At 49.6% G+C, this 17414-nt stretch carries 4 protein-coding genes; 2 read left to right on the top strand and 2 right to left on the bottom strand.

Going from position 1 to position 17414, the window contains the following annotated elements; genetic code table 11:
* The first annotated feature begins 191 nt into the window (after positions 1-191).
* Entirely contained in the window at positions 192-14261 is a 14070-nt protein-coding gene (locus PATL_RS13615; protein WP_011575433.1) for an Ig-like domain-containing protein, read from the top strand.
* A gap of 50 nt (positions 14262-14311) precedes the next feature.
* Here PATL_RS13615 and PATL_RS13610 read toward each other — a convergent pair whose 3' ends face one another.
* Together PATL_RS13610 and PATL_RS13605 are read right to left on the bottom strand one after the other, a co-directional pair.
* Complete coding sequence (locus tag PATL_RS13610; protein WP_011575432.1) at positions 14312-15583, bottom strand: endo-1,4-beta-xylanase; 1272 nt, start codon at positions 15581-15583, stop codon at positions 14312-14314.
* A gap of 92 nt (positions 15584-15675) precedes the next feature.
* Positions 15676-16557 (bottom strand): LysR family transcriptional regulator, encoded by an 882-nt coding sequence (locus PATL_RS13605; RefSeq protein WP_011575431.1) that lies wholly within the window; start codon positions 16555-16557, stop codon positions 15676-15678.
* A 162-nt stretch (positions 16558-16719) separates the two neighbouring features.
* Here PATL_RS13605 and PATL_RS13600 point away from each other — a divergent pair, with 162 nt between their 5' ends.
* Complete coding sequence (locus PATL_RS13600) at positions 16720-17220, top strand: lactoylglutathione lyase family protein (RefSeq protein WP_011575430.1); 501 nt, start codon at positions 16720-16722, stop codon at positions 17218-17220.
* The last annotated feature ends 194 nt before the right edge of the window (positions 17221-17414 follow it).

Here is a 17414-nt window from a genome sequence, read left to right as displayed (position 1 = left end):
TTTATTTAAATATTTTCTAACGGTAGTCGGAAATTGAAAATTAGCAAGATGAAAATTTTAAATTAAAAAAATAAGAAATATCCTGAGCTTAAGTTGTATATTCATAAGTTGAAACCACTCTGGACGGATAGACGAAGTTCATTTTTTAACTAAACTCTATCAAAGTCTTTGTTTAATATTTTGAGGTTTTTATGGCTGATATTGAATATATCGTAGAACGTATTGATGGTGATGATTCAATTACCGTAATAGACGAAAAGGGTGATATTCGTTTTGTTTCAGAAGGTGAAATTGTCAGTATTGGTGATACCATTTTATCTTTTGATGGGGGCCAAGTCGTTTTAAGAGCCAATGGGCAGAGTATCGTTCTTGATAATAGTATTGATGTGTTTATTGGAACCGATCTTGCGCCTGAACAAAATATTCAATCCGATGAAGAATCTCAAATAGACATTGATGAAGATTTTTTAGCCTTACTTGATGGGGATGGTGACCTGCTTGATTCATTAGAATCTACAGCTGCTGGGTCCGATTCAGGTGGTGAAAGTGGTGACGGTTCAACATTCGTGCGTGTCGACCGAATATCGGAAGAGATTGATCCCATCGAATTTGAATATAACCAAGCCGTTATTGAAACCACTGAATTAGACACTCAAGGGGTACTTGCAGCAGATTTTGATATTGAATTCGACCTACCTGATGAAATTAATGATGCTACTCCAACCTTCACCGGAACAACGTCAGCGCCCGAGGGCACGCTTGTCCAAGTGGTGGTCACAGATCAAAATGGGAATGCTCAAAACTTAACAAGTGTGGTGCAAGACGATGGTACATTTACGGTTAATGTCGATGGTACTTTATCGGAAGGTACGTTTACAGTCGATGCAAGTATTACCGATGATCAAGGTAATACTACAACGGTTTCCGTTAATTCTGCTGTCGATGTTACTCCTCCAATTATCGATAATATAGCCATCAGTGATGATTCAAATACGCCAACTGTTTCAGGTCAGACGGACACTTTGCCGGGTACGCAAGTGACTATCACGGTCACTGACGCCAACGGTAACATCGAAGTGATCAATGCGATTGTACAAGACAACGGAAGTTTTAATGGCACGCTAGTGACACCATTAACAGAAGGAGACTTTGCAGTCGTCACCGAAGTTACAGATAGTGCCGGTAATACCACATCTGTAACATCAACAGGTAACGTGGACACCGCTGCACCTTCGGTGACAGATACAACCAACCCAAGCAGTAACAGCGATACACCGTTATTGACCGGGACCAGCAACGCTGAGCCAGGCAGTGAGGTCATCATCACGGTGACGGATGCTAACGGTGACAGCCAAGTCATCAATGCCGTGGTGCAAGAGGATGGCACCTATTCTGGCAGTCCAGCCAATGCTTTAGCAGAAGGAGAGTTTACGCTTGTCACGCAAATTACCGACCAAGCCGGCAATACCACATCTGTAACATCAACAGGTAGCGTAGATACCACAGCACCTTCGGTGACAGATACAACCAACCCAAGCAGTAACAGCGATACACCGTTATTGACCGGTACCAGCAACGCTGAGCCAGGCAGTGAGGTCACCATCACGGTGACCGATGCTAACGGTGACAGCCAAGTCATCAATGCCGTGGTGCAAGCGGATGGCACCTATTCTGGCAGTCCAGCCAATGCTTTAGCAGAGGGAGAGTTTACGCTTGTCACGCAAATTACCGACCAAGCCGGCAATACCACATCTGTAACATCAACAGGTAGCGTAGATACCACAGCACCTTCGGTGACAGATACAACCAACCCAAGCAGTAACAGCGATACACCGTTATTGACCGGTACCAGCAACGCTGAGCCAGGCAGTGAGGTCACCATCACGGTGACCGATGCTAACGGTGACAGCCAAGTCATCAATGCCGTGGTGCAAGAGGATGGCACCTATTCTGGCAGTCCAGCCAATGCTTTAGCAGAAGGAGAGTTTACGCTTGTCACGCAAATTACCGACCAAGCCGGCAATACCACATCTGTTACCTCAACAGGCAACATAGATACCACAGCACCGGTTTTAACCGTGGATGCGCCTGATAATAGTAATGATGCGACGCCAACGCTCACAGGAACAACCGATGTACCGGCCAGTTCGATCGTTGAGCTTACTGTTACAGGCAGTGATGGTGCAGTGCAAATATTGAGTGCGACTGTGCAAGCAAACGGTACCTATAGTGTTGATGTTCCCAATGATTTAGCTGAAGGTGATTACACTGTTGCCGCGAGCGTAGCCGATGCTACTGGCAACGAGGCGAATGCAAATGATACTGGCAACATAGATACCACAGCACCGGTTCTAACCGTGGATGCGCCTGATAATAGCAATGACGCCACGCCAACGATCACAGGAACAACCGATGTACCGGCCAATTTAGTTGTCAATCTTACTGTGACTGGCAGCGATGGTGCAGTGCAAATATTGAGTGCGACTGTGCAAGCAAGCGGTACCTATAGTGTTGATGTTCCCAATGATTTAGCTGAGGGTGATTATACTGTTGCTGCGACCGTAGCCGATGCCGCTGGTAACGAGGCGAATGCAAATGATACTGGCAACATAGATACCACAGCACCGGTTTTAACGGTGGATGCGCCAGATATCTCTAACGATAATACCCCGATCATTTCCGGAACGACAGATACTCCTCTAGGTACTGAAGTCAAGATTGAAGTTACTGATAGCAATGGCGCGACACAGTCACTCATAGCGTTGGTGCAAGTAGATGGGAGTTTTAGTGTTGAAATCGACACGCCATTAGCAGACGGGGCGTTCACATTGAACGTGTCTGTAGAAGATGATGCAGGTAACACAACCAATGTTACAGCAAGTGGGGAAGTGAATAGCGCCCTACCTAATCTGAGCGTAAACGAGTTACCTAGTGGTAATGATGGAACCCCCATAATAAGTGGAACAACGGACGCGCCTGTTGGTTCGTCGGTTAATATCACTATCACTGACAGCAACGGCGTTATTCAGACCCTCAATACAAGTGTACAAGTTGATGGGAGCTACAGCGTTGAAGTGCCAGTGATATTAGAAGATGGCACTTATAATGTTTCTGTAACAGTTGATGACGGTTTAGGAAATCAGGCCCAAGTATCAGCAACTGGCACTATTGATACAACAGCACCAACGCTGACGGTGGATGCGCCTGAAAATAGCAATGATGTAACGCCAACGATCACTGGAACAACAGATGCACCGCCCAATTCAGTCGTTGAGCTTACTGTTACAGGCAGCGATGGTACGGTGCAAACATTGAGTGCGACTGTGCAAGCAAACGGTACCTATAGTGTTGATGTTCTCAATGATTTAGCTGAGGGTGATTACACTGTTGCTGCGACGGTAACCGATGCCGCTGGCAACGAGGCGAATGCAAATGATACTGGCAACATAGATACCACAGCACCAATTGTAACCGTGGATGTGCCAGCTAATAGCAATGATGCCACGCCAACGATCACAGGCACAACCGATGTACCGGCCAATTCAGTTGTCAATCTTAGTGTCACCGGTAACGATGGTGCAGTACAAACATTGAGTGCGACTGTGCAAGCAAACGGTACCTATAGTGTTGATGTACCCAATGATTTAGCTGAAGGTGATTACACTGTTGCCGCGACGGTAGCCGATGCCGCTGGCAACGAGGCGAATGCAAATGATACTGGCAACATAGATACCACAGCACCGGTTTTAACCGTGGATGCGCCTGATAATAGTAATGATGCGACGCCAACGATCACAGGCACCACAAACGCGCCACAAAATGCCACGGTATCCATCCTCATTACGGATGCCAATGGAGTAGTGCAAACCCTCAGCGCCACAGTGCAAGCCAATGGCACCTACAGCGTGAATGTGCCTAACGCTTTATCAGAGGGGGACTTTACCGTTGAAGCGAGTATCACGGACGCCGCAGGTAATGACGCTAGTGCAAATGATAGCGGTAATGTGGATACTCTATATCCAAATTTGATTTTAGACGCTCCGGACAATAGCGCAGATACAACTCCCATTATCTCAGGCTCGACGAATGCACCGGAAGGCTCCTCTGTTCAGATAACCGTAACTGATAGCGCAGGTAACGTTCAAGTAGTAGATACCTTAGTGCTTAATGATGGTTCTTTCACAATCGAGGTAAGTGGCGTGTTAGCTGAGGGCGTTTTCAGCGTTGAAGCAAATGTTAGCGATCAAGCTGGAAACCAAGCAAGTATTACCGACACAGGCAGTGTCGACACGGTCGCGCCCACACTCACAGTGGATGCCCCCTATAACAGCAGTGATGCCACGCCGACGATTGCAGGGAATACCAATGCGCCAGTAGGGTCAACAGTGACTATCACGGTGACGGGCAGTGACACAGTGGTACAAACCCTCACGGCGACAGTTCAACCTGATGGCAGTTTCCATGTAGACGTGCCCAGTGATTTAGCTGAAGGTGCTTACACCGTTGATGTGACAGTGGCTGACGCGGCAGGCAATAGCACAACCGAAAGCGATACAGGCAGTGTGGACACCGTCGCGCCCACCCTGACAGTGGATGCGCCCGATAACAGCAATGATGCGACGCCAACGATTACTGGCATCACCAACGCGCCACAGAATACCACGGTCTCCATCCTCATCACGGATGCCAATGGTGTCGAGCAAACGGTGAGTGCCGCGGTACTTGCTAATGGCACCTACAGCGTGGATGTGCCGAGTGATTTAGCCGACGGTGCTTACATGGCCGAAGCGAGCATCACAGATGCCGCTGGTAATCCTGCCACAGCCAGCGACACCGGTAGTGTAGACACGGTCGCGCCCACCCTGACAGTGGATGCGCCCGATAACAGCGATGACGCGACGCCAACGATTACGGGCACCACAAATGCGCCAGAAAATGCCACTGTGAGTATCACTGTGACGGGCAGCAATAATGTAGTGCAAACATTGAGCGCCCCCGTACAAGCCAATGGTACCTATAGTGTTGATGTGCCGAGTGATTTAGCTGAAGGTGTTTACACAGTTGAAGCGACTATCACAGATACCGCAGGCAACAGCACAACCGAAACAGACACAGGCAGTGTGGATACTGTTGCGCCGACGATTACGGTAGATGCCCCCGATAACAGCAGTGACGCCACCCCGACCATTGCAGGGAATACCGATGCGCCAGTAGGGTCAACGGTGACTATCACGGTGACGGGCAGTGACACAGTGGTACAAACCCTCACGGCGACAGTTCAACATGATGGCAGTTTCCATGTAGACGTGCCCAGTGATTTAGCCGAAGGTGCTTACACCGTTGATGTGACAGTGGCTGACGCAGCAGGCAATAGCACCACACAAACCGATACAGGCAGTGTGGACACCGTCGCGCCGACCCTGACAGTGGATGCGCCCGATAACAGCAATGATGCCACGCCGACCATTACCGGCACGACGAACGCGCCAGAAAATGCCACGGTCTCCATTCTCATCACGGATGCCAATGGAGTAGAGCAAACCCTCAGCGCCACCGTGCAAGCCAATGGCACCTACAGCGTGGATGTGCCCAGTGATTTAGCCGACGGTGCTTACATGGCCGAAGCGAGCATTACAGATACGGCAGGCAACAGCACAACCGAAAGCGATACAGGCAGTGTGGACACAGTCGCGCCCACCCTGACAGTGGATGCACCGGATAACAGCAATGACGCCACCCCGACTATTACCGGCAATACTAACGAGCCAGTGAATTCCACAGTGAATATCACGGTGACGGGCAGTGATAATGTGGTGCAAACCATCAGTGCCACCGTACAAGCCAATGGTAGCTACAGCGTGGATGTGCCGAGTGATTTAGCTGAAGGTGCTTACACAGTTGAAGCGACCATCACAGATACCGCAGGCAACAGCACAACCGAAACAGACACAGGCAGTGTGGATACTGTTGCGCCGACGATTACGGTAGATGCCCCCGATAACAGCAATGATGCCACCCCGACGATTGCGGGTAATACCAATGCGCCAGTAGGGTCAACAGTGACTATCACGGTGACGGGCAGTGACACAGTGGTACAAACCCTCACGGCGACAGTACAACCTGATGGCAGTTTCTATGTAGACGTGCCCAGTGATTTAGCTGAAGGTGCTTACACCGTTGATGTGACAGTGGCTGACGAAGCAGGCAATAGCACCACACAAACCGATACAGGCAGTGTGGACACCGTCGCGCCGACCCTGACAGTGGATGCGCCCGATAACAGCAATGATGCCACGCCGACCATTACCGGCACGACGAACGCGCCAGTGAATTCCACGGTCTCCATTCTCATCACCGGTGCCAATGGTGTCGAGCAAACGGTGAGTGCCACGGTACTTGCCAATGGCACCTACAGTGTGGATGTACCGAGTGATTTAGCTGAAGGTACGTATACCGTCACAGCTGCTATTTCTGATAGTGCAGGGAATGAAATAAGTGTTTCTCAAGCGGGTAGTGTTGATACATTCCCCCCAACCTTGATCATTAATGCCCCTGATAATACTAACGACACAACGCCAACGATCAATGGCAGCACCGATGCAAATCCTGGTCTAAATGTGAGCATCACGGTGACTGATAGCAATAATATTTCCCAAACATTCAATGCGACAGTGCAGCCTGACGGACACTTTTCAGCCGACGTGCCTGGCGTGATGGCGGATGGTAATTTCACGGTGAGTGCAACCGTTGTCGATGCCGCGACCAACTCTACAACCGCTGTTGATAGCGGTTCTATTGACTCTACGATCCCGAGTTTAACGCTATCTTTACCAGCAAACACGAATGACGATACGCCCACCTTGAATGGTACAACTGATGCCTCATTGGATGGCTCAACAGTGCTTATTACCGTGACAGATAGTCAAGGAGCTACTCAAAACCTTTCTACTGTCGTTCAATCAAATGGTAGTTTTTCTATAGATGTGCCTGGAGTCTTAGCTGATGGAAACTACTCGGTAACCGCCACGGTAGATGATGGCAATGGCAATGTAGCGAGTGCAACTGACTCTGGAAATATTGATACTATTGATCCAACGTTATCTTTGATTATTCCTTCTGGGGCTGATGACACAACGCCATTAATTAGCGGTTCAACTAACGTAGCGCCAGGCTCGACAGTCACTATCACCGTGACAGACAGCCAAGGTGCAGTTCAAAATCTTTCTGCAACGGTTCTAGCGAATGGCAGTTACTCCGTTGAGGTGCCCGTTGAGTTAGGGCAAGGGGCATATAGTGTCTCTGCGACCGCGACCGACGCGGCAGGCAATAGCACCACACAAACCGATACAGGCAGTGTGGACACCGTCGCGCCGACCCTGACAGTGGATGCGCCCGATAACAGCAATGATGCCACGCCGACCATTACCGGCACGACGAACGCGCCAGAAAATGCCACGGTCTCCATTCTCATCACGGATGCCAATGGAGTAGAGCAAACCCTCAGCGCCACCGTGCAAGCCAATGGCACCTACAGCGTGGATGTGCCCAGTGATTTAGCCGACGGTGCTTACATGGCCGAAGCGAGCATTACAGATACGGCAGGCAACAGCACAACCGAAAGCGATACAGGCAGTGTGGACACAGTCGCGCCCACCCTGACAGTGGATGCACCGGATAACAGCAATGACGCCACCCCGACTATTACCGGCAATACTAACGAGCCAGTGAATTCCACAGTGAATATCACGGTGACGGGCAGTGATAATGTGGTGCAAACCATCAGTGCCACCGTACAAGCCAATGGTAGCTACAGCGTGGATGTGCCGAGTGATTTAGCTGAAGGTGCTTACACAGTTGAAGCGACCATCACAGATACCGCAGGCAACAGCACAACCGAAACAGACACAGGCAGTGTGGATACTGTTGCGCCGACGATTACGGTAGATGCCCCCGATAACAGCAGTGACGCCACCCCGACCATTGCAGGGAATACCGATGCGCCAGTAGGGTCAACGGTGACTATCACGGTGACGGGCAGTGACACAGTGGTACAAACCCTCACGGCGACAGTTCAACCTGATGGCAGTTTCTATGTAGACGTGCCCAGTGATTTAGCTGAAGGTGCTTACACCGTTGATGTGACAGTGGCTGACGAAGCAGGCAATAGCACCACACAAACCGATACAGGCAGTGTGGACACCGTCGCGCCGACCCTGACAGTGGATGCGCCCGATAACAGCAATGATGCCACGCCGACCATTACCGGCATGACGAACGCGCCAGAAAATACCACGGTGAATATTACTGTGACGGGCAGCAATAATGTGGTGCAAACCTTGAGCGCCACAGTGCAAGCCAATGGCACCTACAGCGTGGATGTACCGAGTGATTTAGCCGATGGTGCTTACACGGCCGAAGCGAGCATCACAGATGCCGCTGGTAATCCTGCCACAGCCAGCGACACCGGCAGTGTTGACACTCAAGCACCCACGTTAACGGTAGATGCGCCCGATAACAGCGATGACGCCACGCCAACGATTACCGGCAATACCAACGCGCCAGAAAATGCCACGGTGAGTATTACCGTGACGGGCAGCGATAATGTAGTGCAAACATTGAGCGCTACCGTGCAAGCCAATGGCACCTATAGTGTTGATGTGCCCAATGATTTAGCCGAAGGAGCTTACACGGCTGAAGCGACCATCACAGATACCGCAGGCAACAGCACAACAGAAAGCGACACAGGCAGTGTAGACACGGTCGCGCCTACATTGACAGTGGGTGCCCCCGATAACAGCAGTGATGCCACGCCGACCATTGCGGGTAATACTAATGCGCCAGTAGGGTCAACAGTGACTATCACGGTGACGAGCAGCGACACAGTGGTACAAAATCTCACGGCGACAGTACAACCTGATGGCAGTTTCCATGTAGACGTGCCCAGTGATTTAGCCGAAGGTGCTTACACTGTTGATGTGACAGTGGCTGACGCAGCAGGCAATAGCACCACACAAACCGATACAGGCAGTGTGGACACGGTCGCGCCGACCCTGACAGTGGATGCGCCCGATAACAGCAGTGATGCCACGCCGACCATTACCGGCACGACGAACGCGCCAGAAAATGCCACGGTCTCCATCCTTATCACCGGTGCCAATGGTGTCGAGCAAACGGTGAGTGCCACGGTGCTTGCCAATGGCACCTACAGCGTGGATGTGCCCAGTGATTTAGCCGACGGTGCTTACACCGTTGATGTGACAGTAGCCGACGCGGCAGGCAATAGCACCACAGAAACAGACACAGGCAGTGTGGACACGGTAGCGCCCACTCTGACAGTGGACGCGCCCGATAACAGCAATGACGCCACGCCAACGATTACGGGCACCACAAATGCGCCAGAAAATGCCACTGTGAGTATTACTGTGACGGGCAGCAATAATGTAGTGCAAACATTGAGCGCCCCCGTACAAGCCAATGGCACCTACAGCGTGGATGTGCCCAGTGATTTAGCTCAAGGTACTTACACAGTTGAAGCGACTATCACAGATACCGCAGGCAACAGCACAACCGAAACAGACACAGGCAGTGTGGATACTGTTGCGCCGACGATTACGGTAGATGCCCCCGATAACAGCAATGACGCCACCCCGACGATTGCGGGTAATACCAATGCCCCTGTAGGGTCAACGGTGACTATCACGGTGACGGGCAGTGACACAGTGGTACAAACCCTCACGGCGACAGTTCAACCTGATGGCAGTTTCCATGTAGATGTGCCCAGTGCACTGGAAGAAGGCGCTTATACGGTTGAAGCAGCGGTAGCGGATGCAGCGGGTAACCCTGCCTCAGCCAATGATACAGGCAGTGTCGACACGGTCGCGCCCACCCTGACAGTGGATGCGCCCGATAACAGCAATGATGCGACGCCAACGATTACTGGCATCACCAACGCGCCACAGAATACCACGGTCTCCATCCTCATTAAGGATGCCAATGGGGTAGAGCAAACCCTTAGCGCCACAGTGCAAGCCAATGGCACCTACAGCGTGGATGTGCCCAGTGATTTAGCCGACGGTGCTTACACGGCCGAAGCGAGCATCACAGATGCCGCGGGTAATTCTGCCACAGCCAGCGATAACGGCAGTGTGGATACTGCTGATCCGATTATCGATTTAACAGTTGTTGGTGAGGTGGAATCTGGTTTTCCTATTATCTCTGGTACTTGCTCTGAGCCTCAAGGTACGATCGTTTCAGTGGTTGTGACTGATTCTAATAACGTTGAATTCATTTTGTCTGCACAAGTAGATGCCAATGGATTATTTACGGTTGCTATTCCTGTCACCGTTGCTGACGGGGATGCAACAGCTGTAGTCAGCGTTACGGACTTAGCAGGAAATGAGACTATCCTAAATGCGACGATACCGATTGATCTGACTGCGCCGGTGATTACGTTAGAGTCATTAGGTAGTATTGATGCCAATGCAAATCTGCCTTCAATCACCGGTACATGTTCGGAGCCTGTTGGGACTATTATCAGCGTCACCCTAACGGATTCTGCCGCTAATGAATTTAATTTAACCACAACCGTTGGCGTCGGTGGCTTGTTTACTGTGCTAATCCCAGCAACAATCGCAGAAGGGGATGCCTCTGCGGTTGTGAGTATCACGGACATCGCGGGTAACGAAACCATCGTTAATGCCACGGTACCGATTGATTTAACTGCGCCATTGGTCACATTAGATAAACTCGGTGACATCGATCTGAACTTAGGGCTTCCTGTTATCACGGGCACCTGTAGTGAGCCACAAGGTACTGAAGTGCGCGTGACGCTAACCGACTTCGTGGGGGATGATCACACCTTAACCGCTACGGTGGGAATTGGTGGTCTGTTTACTGTTGCTGTGCCATTAACGGTAGCCGAAGGGGATGCCTCAGCGGTCGTGAGTATCACGGATATCGCGGGCAACGAAACCATCGTGAATGCCACGGTACCGATTGATTTAACTGCGCCATTGGTCACTTTGGATAAACTCGGTGATATCGATCTGAACCTAGGGTTGCCGGTGATTACAGGGTCATGCAGTGAGCCACAAGGCACAGAAGTGCGCGTGACGCTAACTGACTTCGTGGGGGATGAGCATGTCTTAACTGCTACGGTGGGGGTAGGCGGTTTGTTCACCGTTGCGATACCTGTGACGGTAGCCGAAGGGGATGCCTCTGCGGTCGTTAGCATTACAGATATCGCGGGCAACGAAACCATCGTTAATGCCACGGTACCGATTGATTTAACTGCGCCATTGATCACTTTGGATAAACTCGGTGACATCGATCTGAACTTAGGGCTACCTGTGATTACAGGTACCTGTAGTGAGCCTCAAGGTACTGAAGTGCGCGTGACGCTAACTGACTTCGTGGGGGATGAGCATGTCTTAACCGCCACGGTGGGAATTGGTGGTTTGTTCACCGTTGCGATACCTGTGACGGTAGCCGAAGGGGATGCCTCTGCGGTTGTGAGTATCACGGACATCGCTGGCAACGAAACCATCGTTAATGCCACGGTACCAATCGATTTAACCGCGCCGTTAGTCACTTTAGATAAACTGGGTGATATCGATGTGAACCTAGGGTTGCCGGTGATTACAGGGTCCTGCAGTGAGCCACAAGGTACAGAAGTGCGCGTGACGCTAACTGACTTCGTGGGGGATGAGCATGTCTTAACCGCTACGGTGGGAATTGGCGGTTTGTTTACTGTCGCTGTGCCTATCACCGTGGCAGAAGGGGATGCCTCAGCGGTTGTGAGTATCACGGATATCGCGGGCAACGAAACCATCGTTAATGCCACGGTACCGATTGATTTAACTGCGCCATTGGTCACTTTGGATAAACTCGGTGACATCGATCTGAACTTAGGGCTACCTGTGATTACAGGGTCCTGTAGTGAGCCTCAAGGTACTGAAGTGCGCGTGACGCTAACTGACTTCGTGGGGGATGAGCATGTCTTAACCGCTACGGTGGGAATTGGCGGTTTGTTTACTGTCGCTGTGCCTATCACCGTGGCAGAAGGGGATGCCTCAGCGGTTGTGAGTATCACGGATATCGCGGGCAACGAAACCATCGTTAATGCCACGGTACCGATTGATTTAACTGCGCCATTGGTCACTTTGGATAAACTCGGTGACATCGATCTGAACTTAGGGCTACCTGTGATTACAGGGTCCTGTAGTGAGCCTCAAGGTACTGAAGTGCGCGTGACGCTAACTGACTTCGTGGGGGATGAGCATGTCTTAACCGCTACGGTGGGAATTGGCGGTTTGTTTACTGTCGCTGTGCCTATCACCGTGGCAGAAGGGGATGCCTCAGCGGTCGTGAGTATCACGGATATCGCGGGCAACGAAACCATCGTCAATGCCACCGTACCGATTGATTTAACCGCCCCGTTAGTCTCCTTAGATAAACTCGGTGACATCGATCTGAACTTAGGGCTACCTGTTATCACGGGCACCTGTAGTGAGCCACAGGGCACAGAAGTGCGCGTGACGCTAACTGACTTCGTGGGCATTGATCACACCTTAACCGCTACGGTGGGAATTGGTGGGCTGTTTACTGTTGTTGTGCCTATCACCGTGGCAGAGGGGGATGCCTCTGCGGTTGTTAGCATTACGGACATCGCAGGTAACGAAACCATCGTTAATGCCACGGTACCGATTGATTTAACTGCGCCATTGGTCACATTGGATAAACTCGGTGACATCGATCTGAACTTAGGGCTACCTGTGATTACAGGGTCCTGTAGTGAGCCACAAGGTACAGAAGTGCGCGTGACGCTAACTGACTTCGTGGGGGATGAGCATGTCTTAACTGCAACGGTGGGAATTGGTGGTTTGTTCACCGTTGCGATACCTGTGACGGTAGCCGAAGGGGATGCCTCTGCGGTTGTTAGCATTACAGACATCGCGGGCAACGAAACCATCGTCAATGCCACCGTACCAATCGATTTAACCGCCCCGTTAGTCACCTTAGATAAACTCGGTGACATCGATCTGAACTTAGGGCTACCTGTTATCACGGGCACCTGTAGTGAGCCACAGGGCACAGAAGTGCGCGTGACGCTAACTGACTTCGTGGGCATTGATCACACCTTAACCGCTACGGTGGGAATTGGTGGGCTGTTTACTGTCGCTGTGCCTATCACCGTGGCAGAGGGGGATGCCTCTGCGGTTGTGAGTATCACGGATATCGCGGGTAACGAAACCATCGTTAATGCCACGGTACCGATTGATTTAACTGCGCCATTGGTCACTTTGGATAAACTTGGTGAGATTGACGTGAACTTAGGGCTGCCGGTGATTACGGGTACCTGTAATGAACCTGCCGGGTCTTTAGTTTCACTCACGCTAACAGATGAAGGTGGTACTGATCATATATTAACGTCCACTGTATTAGATGGAGGCCTAATTTCAGTTGCTGTGCCGCTTGCCTTAGCACAAGTTATTGAAGGAGATATTGATATAGCCTTGAGTGTCACTGATGCAGCAGGTAATCAGAGTACAGAAGCATCTCAAGGGCTAATTGATATTACAGCACCGACCTTAACCTTTGATGATTTTAGTCTGTTTAACGTACTTGCTGGAACCTATACGTTAACTGGGAGTAGTTCTGAGCCTGCAGGTACTATAGTGTCGATCAATATAAGCGCTTTAGGCTTAGTTACCATTGATACGCAAGCAGTAGTGCAGGCAGGTGGCGGGTTTAGTGTATTAGTCGAAATAGGACTATTGCCAGATTTACTTAATATTGAAGGCAGTGTGACTGATATATCAGGCAACACGACGAGTGCTGTTAATACATATAGCTTGCTCGACGGACTTCTAGCTGCGCCTAGCGCCCCCTCAGCCAAAACAGCAGTTGATCCCGTTGCAGAAGAGGAAACGCTTAATTTTGCCCTAGACGATGAGGATAAAATTAACCTGTCCTTCGCGATAGAAGAAAGCAATACAGAGATAGGGGCTCAAAGCACAGATAATGTATCAGAGGTGAACGACGAAAGTGCCGAGGTAACACTGGATATTGCTGATCTCATAACGGATCCTGCTGATGAGCTTTTCACCACCCCTGAAGATGCGGAGGTGGTTAGTGTGATGAAAAATGCCGAATCTAGTGCAGCATCTGAGCCGGCAACAGATACACTCAGCGTGTCTTTTGCCGATCAAGAGCTTCTGAAAAGCTTAGTGCAAAACAATAGTTTAACGGTAGAGGCGTAAAAACGACTGCAACCGCCTCACCTATGGCGATATGTGAGGCGGTTTGTATTTCAGTCAATAGTTAGTGTCATGACAGCACGATAGGCGGGCTTAATTTCACTGTTTCGATCAAACAGTAATGGGTAATCGGTGCGCCCGCGCATTGGCCAGTTGTTACGCCAACTGTGGGCATCATTCACGCCCCAAAACGTAACGCGTGTTAGCGTGTCTTGGTGCGTTAGAAATACCGAAAATATCTCCTTGTATCGAGCACTTAATGCGTCCTGCTGCGCTTCTGGTAACCCATCAGGATAGGGATTTAAGGCTTTGTTCAAGGATAAATCTTGGCTGATATCTGCCCCTTGTTCAGCTTCACTGGGAAAGGGTAATACGGATACATCTAACTCGGTGATCATGGATTCAATCCCCAAGGAAGCAAACAGCGTTAACGCATCGTCTAATTCATTTAAGGCAGGGTGCGTTAACGAGTAGTGGCCTTGCAAGCCGACACCGTGAACAGGGATCCCTTTGTCTTGTAATGACTTGATTAGTTTTGCTGCACCGGCACTTTTTTCTGGTTTATATAAGTTGTAATCGTTGTAATACAATTTAGCATCTGGATCTGCAGCGTGGGCATAGGTAAAGGCTTTTTCAATGAAGTCATCGCCAATAATCTGCCGCCACTTAGAATCCCGCAGGCTACCATCTTCATTGAGCGCTTCATTGACCACGTCCCAGCCTTTGATTTTGCCTTTGTAGCGACTCACAACGGTGTGAATGTGCTCTTTCATGCGAGCTAACAACGCCTCTCTCGTTAACAACTCACCTTGTACGTCTTCAAATACCCAATCCGGTGTTTGGCTGTGCCAAACCAACGTGTGCCCTATAATGAACATATTATTGGCTAAGCCGAAATCCACGTACTCATCGGACAGAGAGAAGTCATAGGCATCAGGCTTTGGATGAATGCGCTCCCACTTTAATTCGTTTTCAGGGGTAATCGTATTAAATTGGGTGATGATTAAGGCATCAGTGTCTTGTTCGGTGCGTTTAGCTTGCTGTGCGTTAATAGCACTGCCCACTAAAAACTGTTTACTGAAATGGGCTTTCAGACTTTTTGTTTGGCTCACAGCCTCGTTTTTAGGATTCACTGCCTCATTTTTAAGGCTCAAGGCTGAGTCATTTGAGCTCACGGCTGTAGCTACCTGGCTTACAGTGGATGTCGCCGCTAACGCGAGTGCCAACAAGCAAGGTTTCATCGTTAGCATGTTGGGTTTAAGCAGGTTTAACTTGAGTATCAATTCTTTCCTCAAACGCCCTCTTAGCATGAACTTTCTTAACATAACGATTCCTGTTATTAATTTGTTAATTTGAACATGATGCCGCTAGGCGAGCATTCTGACGATTATGTTTTTTGCTATACATCAGGCGTTATTTATTGCTTAGGCTTAAGCAATAACTTTATTTGCTGTGCGATAAAGCGCGCCCGTTTACTTTGCCCAACATGAGTATGACGGCATAAGTACAATGTCTCGTTCACGGGGGCTTTAAGGTTGTGAATGCGTATACGTTCTTGAGCGTGAAAAGCCCGTGCAGCATGCAGGGGTAACACGCTGAAGCCAAACCCGCGGCTGACAGGTTCGAGTATTAAACTAATTTGGTTTGAAAAGCCCTTCTCTTGAAATTGAGACGGGTGCTCGAACTGGCTAAAATTGGCTTGTAACAGTGCTTGGCAATGTTGATGGCCGTCGGGATGGCCAATATAGCCTAAGCGCTGCAGTGTCTGCCAAGTGAGGGTTTCTATCTCATTTGAGGTGACTAAAACCAGTGCTTCTTGGGCTATTGCTTCGGTGATTACGTCAGCTGAGGTGCTCGGTTGTGTCATCACACCCAAATCAAATAGGCGTAGCCCTATATCCCGCTCGATGCTTTTATTCGGTGAGAAAGCGTGGTTGATGTACAGGTCGGGATGTAGAGCCTGAATATCTAATAAAAAAGGGTAAACGGTCAGTCCCACACTGCCAGGTGTGGCAATACGCACTTGTCCAACAAAGGGTTCGTCTTGCTTCACGTTTTGTTCAAGTAGCACCGCCGCTTGCAATAATTTAAGCCCATCCGCATGCAGTCGCATGCCTGCATCCGTTAACGTAAATGACTTGCCCTCGCGGATCAGCAGTGCAGTGGCCAATTGTTCTTCCAGTTTTTTAATTTGTTGGCTTACCCCTGACTGCGTCATAAATAACGTCTCTGCCGTTTTTGTGAAGTGCCCAATATCCGCAAGAGTACAAAAGGTCTTTAACCAAACAGGATTTATCATTACAAAATGTACTTATATTAATTTTAAATCATAATTTTTCATACTTTAACATGGGGAGTACAGTGGCGTCACTTGGTTGATAAGCCATCAATTAAACCGCGGCGAGTAAGCATTATTGCTTTGCGCCGGATTGAATTAACATCATCTCCTAGGAGTAATACTATGACGACCCCATATCCACGTACCTTCTCTCACATTGGTATTTCGGTGCCAGATGTTGAAAAAGCAGTAGCGTTTTGCACCCAGGTTCTTGGTTGGTACTTAATTATGAAACCCACTGTTATTGTTGAAGATGACAGTCCGATAGGTGAAATGTGTACTGATGTATTCGGTGCTAACTGGAAGAAATTTAAAATCGCGCATTTGTCCACGGGCGACAGAATAGGCGTTGAGATCTTTGAGTTTGCGAATCAACAAGATCCAGCAGATAACTTTGAATATTGGAAAACCGGCGTGTTCCATTTCTGCGTTCAAGATCCAAATCTTGAAGAGTTAGCAGAAGCCATTGTCGCAGCAGGTGGTAAAAAGCGCATGGAAAAACCGCGTTATTACTACCCAGGCGAGAAGCCTTATCGCATGATCTACATGGAAGACCCGTTCGGCAATATCTTAGAGATCTACAGCCACAGCTACGAACTAACTTACTCGGCCGGCGCATACTAACAGCGGTCAAATTAATGCTGGCACCGGCTAACGCGGGTGCCAGCATTAATTGAATAAGTCTTAACACAATCTGCCAGCTCTGTACGTAAAGCGGTCATTGGCACTAAAAAAGTTGACTGACGTCAATGAGCGATCAGGAGTCCCTCGACTGATTCTACCCTTCTGCATTCAGTAAAATAGCTGACTAAAATATT

This window comes from Paraglaciecola sp. T6c (genome assembly GCF_000014225.1).
GTDB classification, from domain to species: domain Bacteria; phylum Pseudomonadota; class Gammaproteobacteria; order Enterobacterales; family Alteromonadaceae; genus Paraglaciecola; species Paraglaciecola atlantica_A.
The sequence above is the reverse complement of the archived record's forward strand: the minus strand, read 5'-3'. Positions and strand labels throughout refer to the sequence as shown.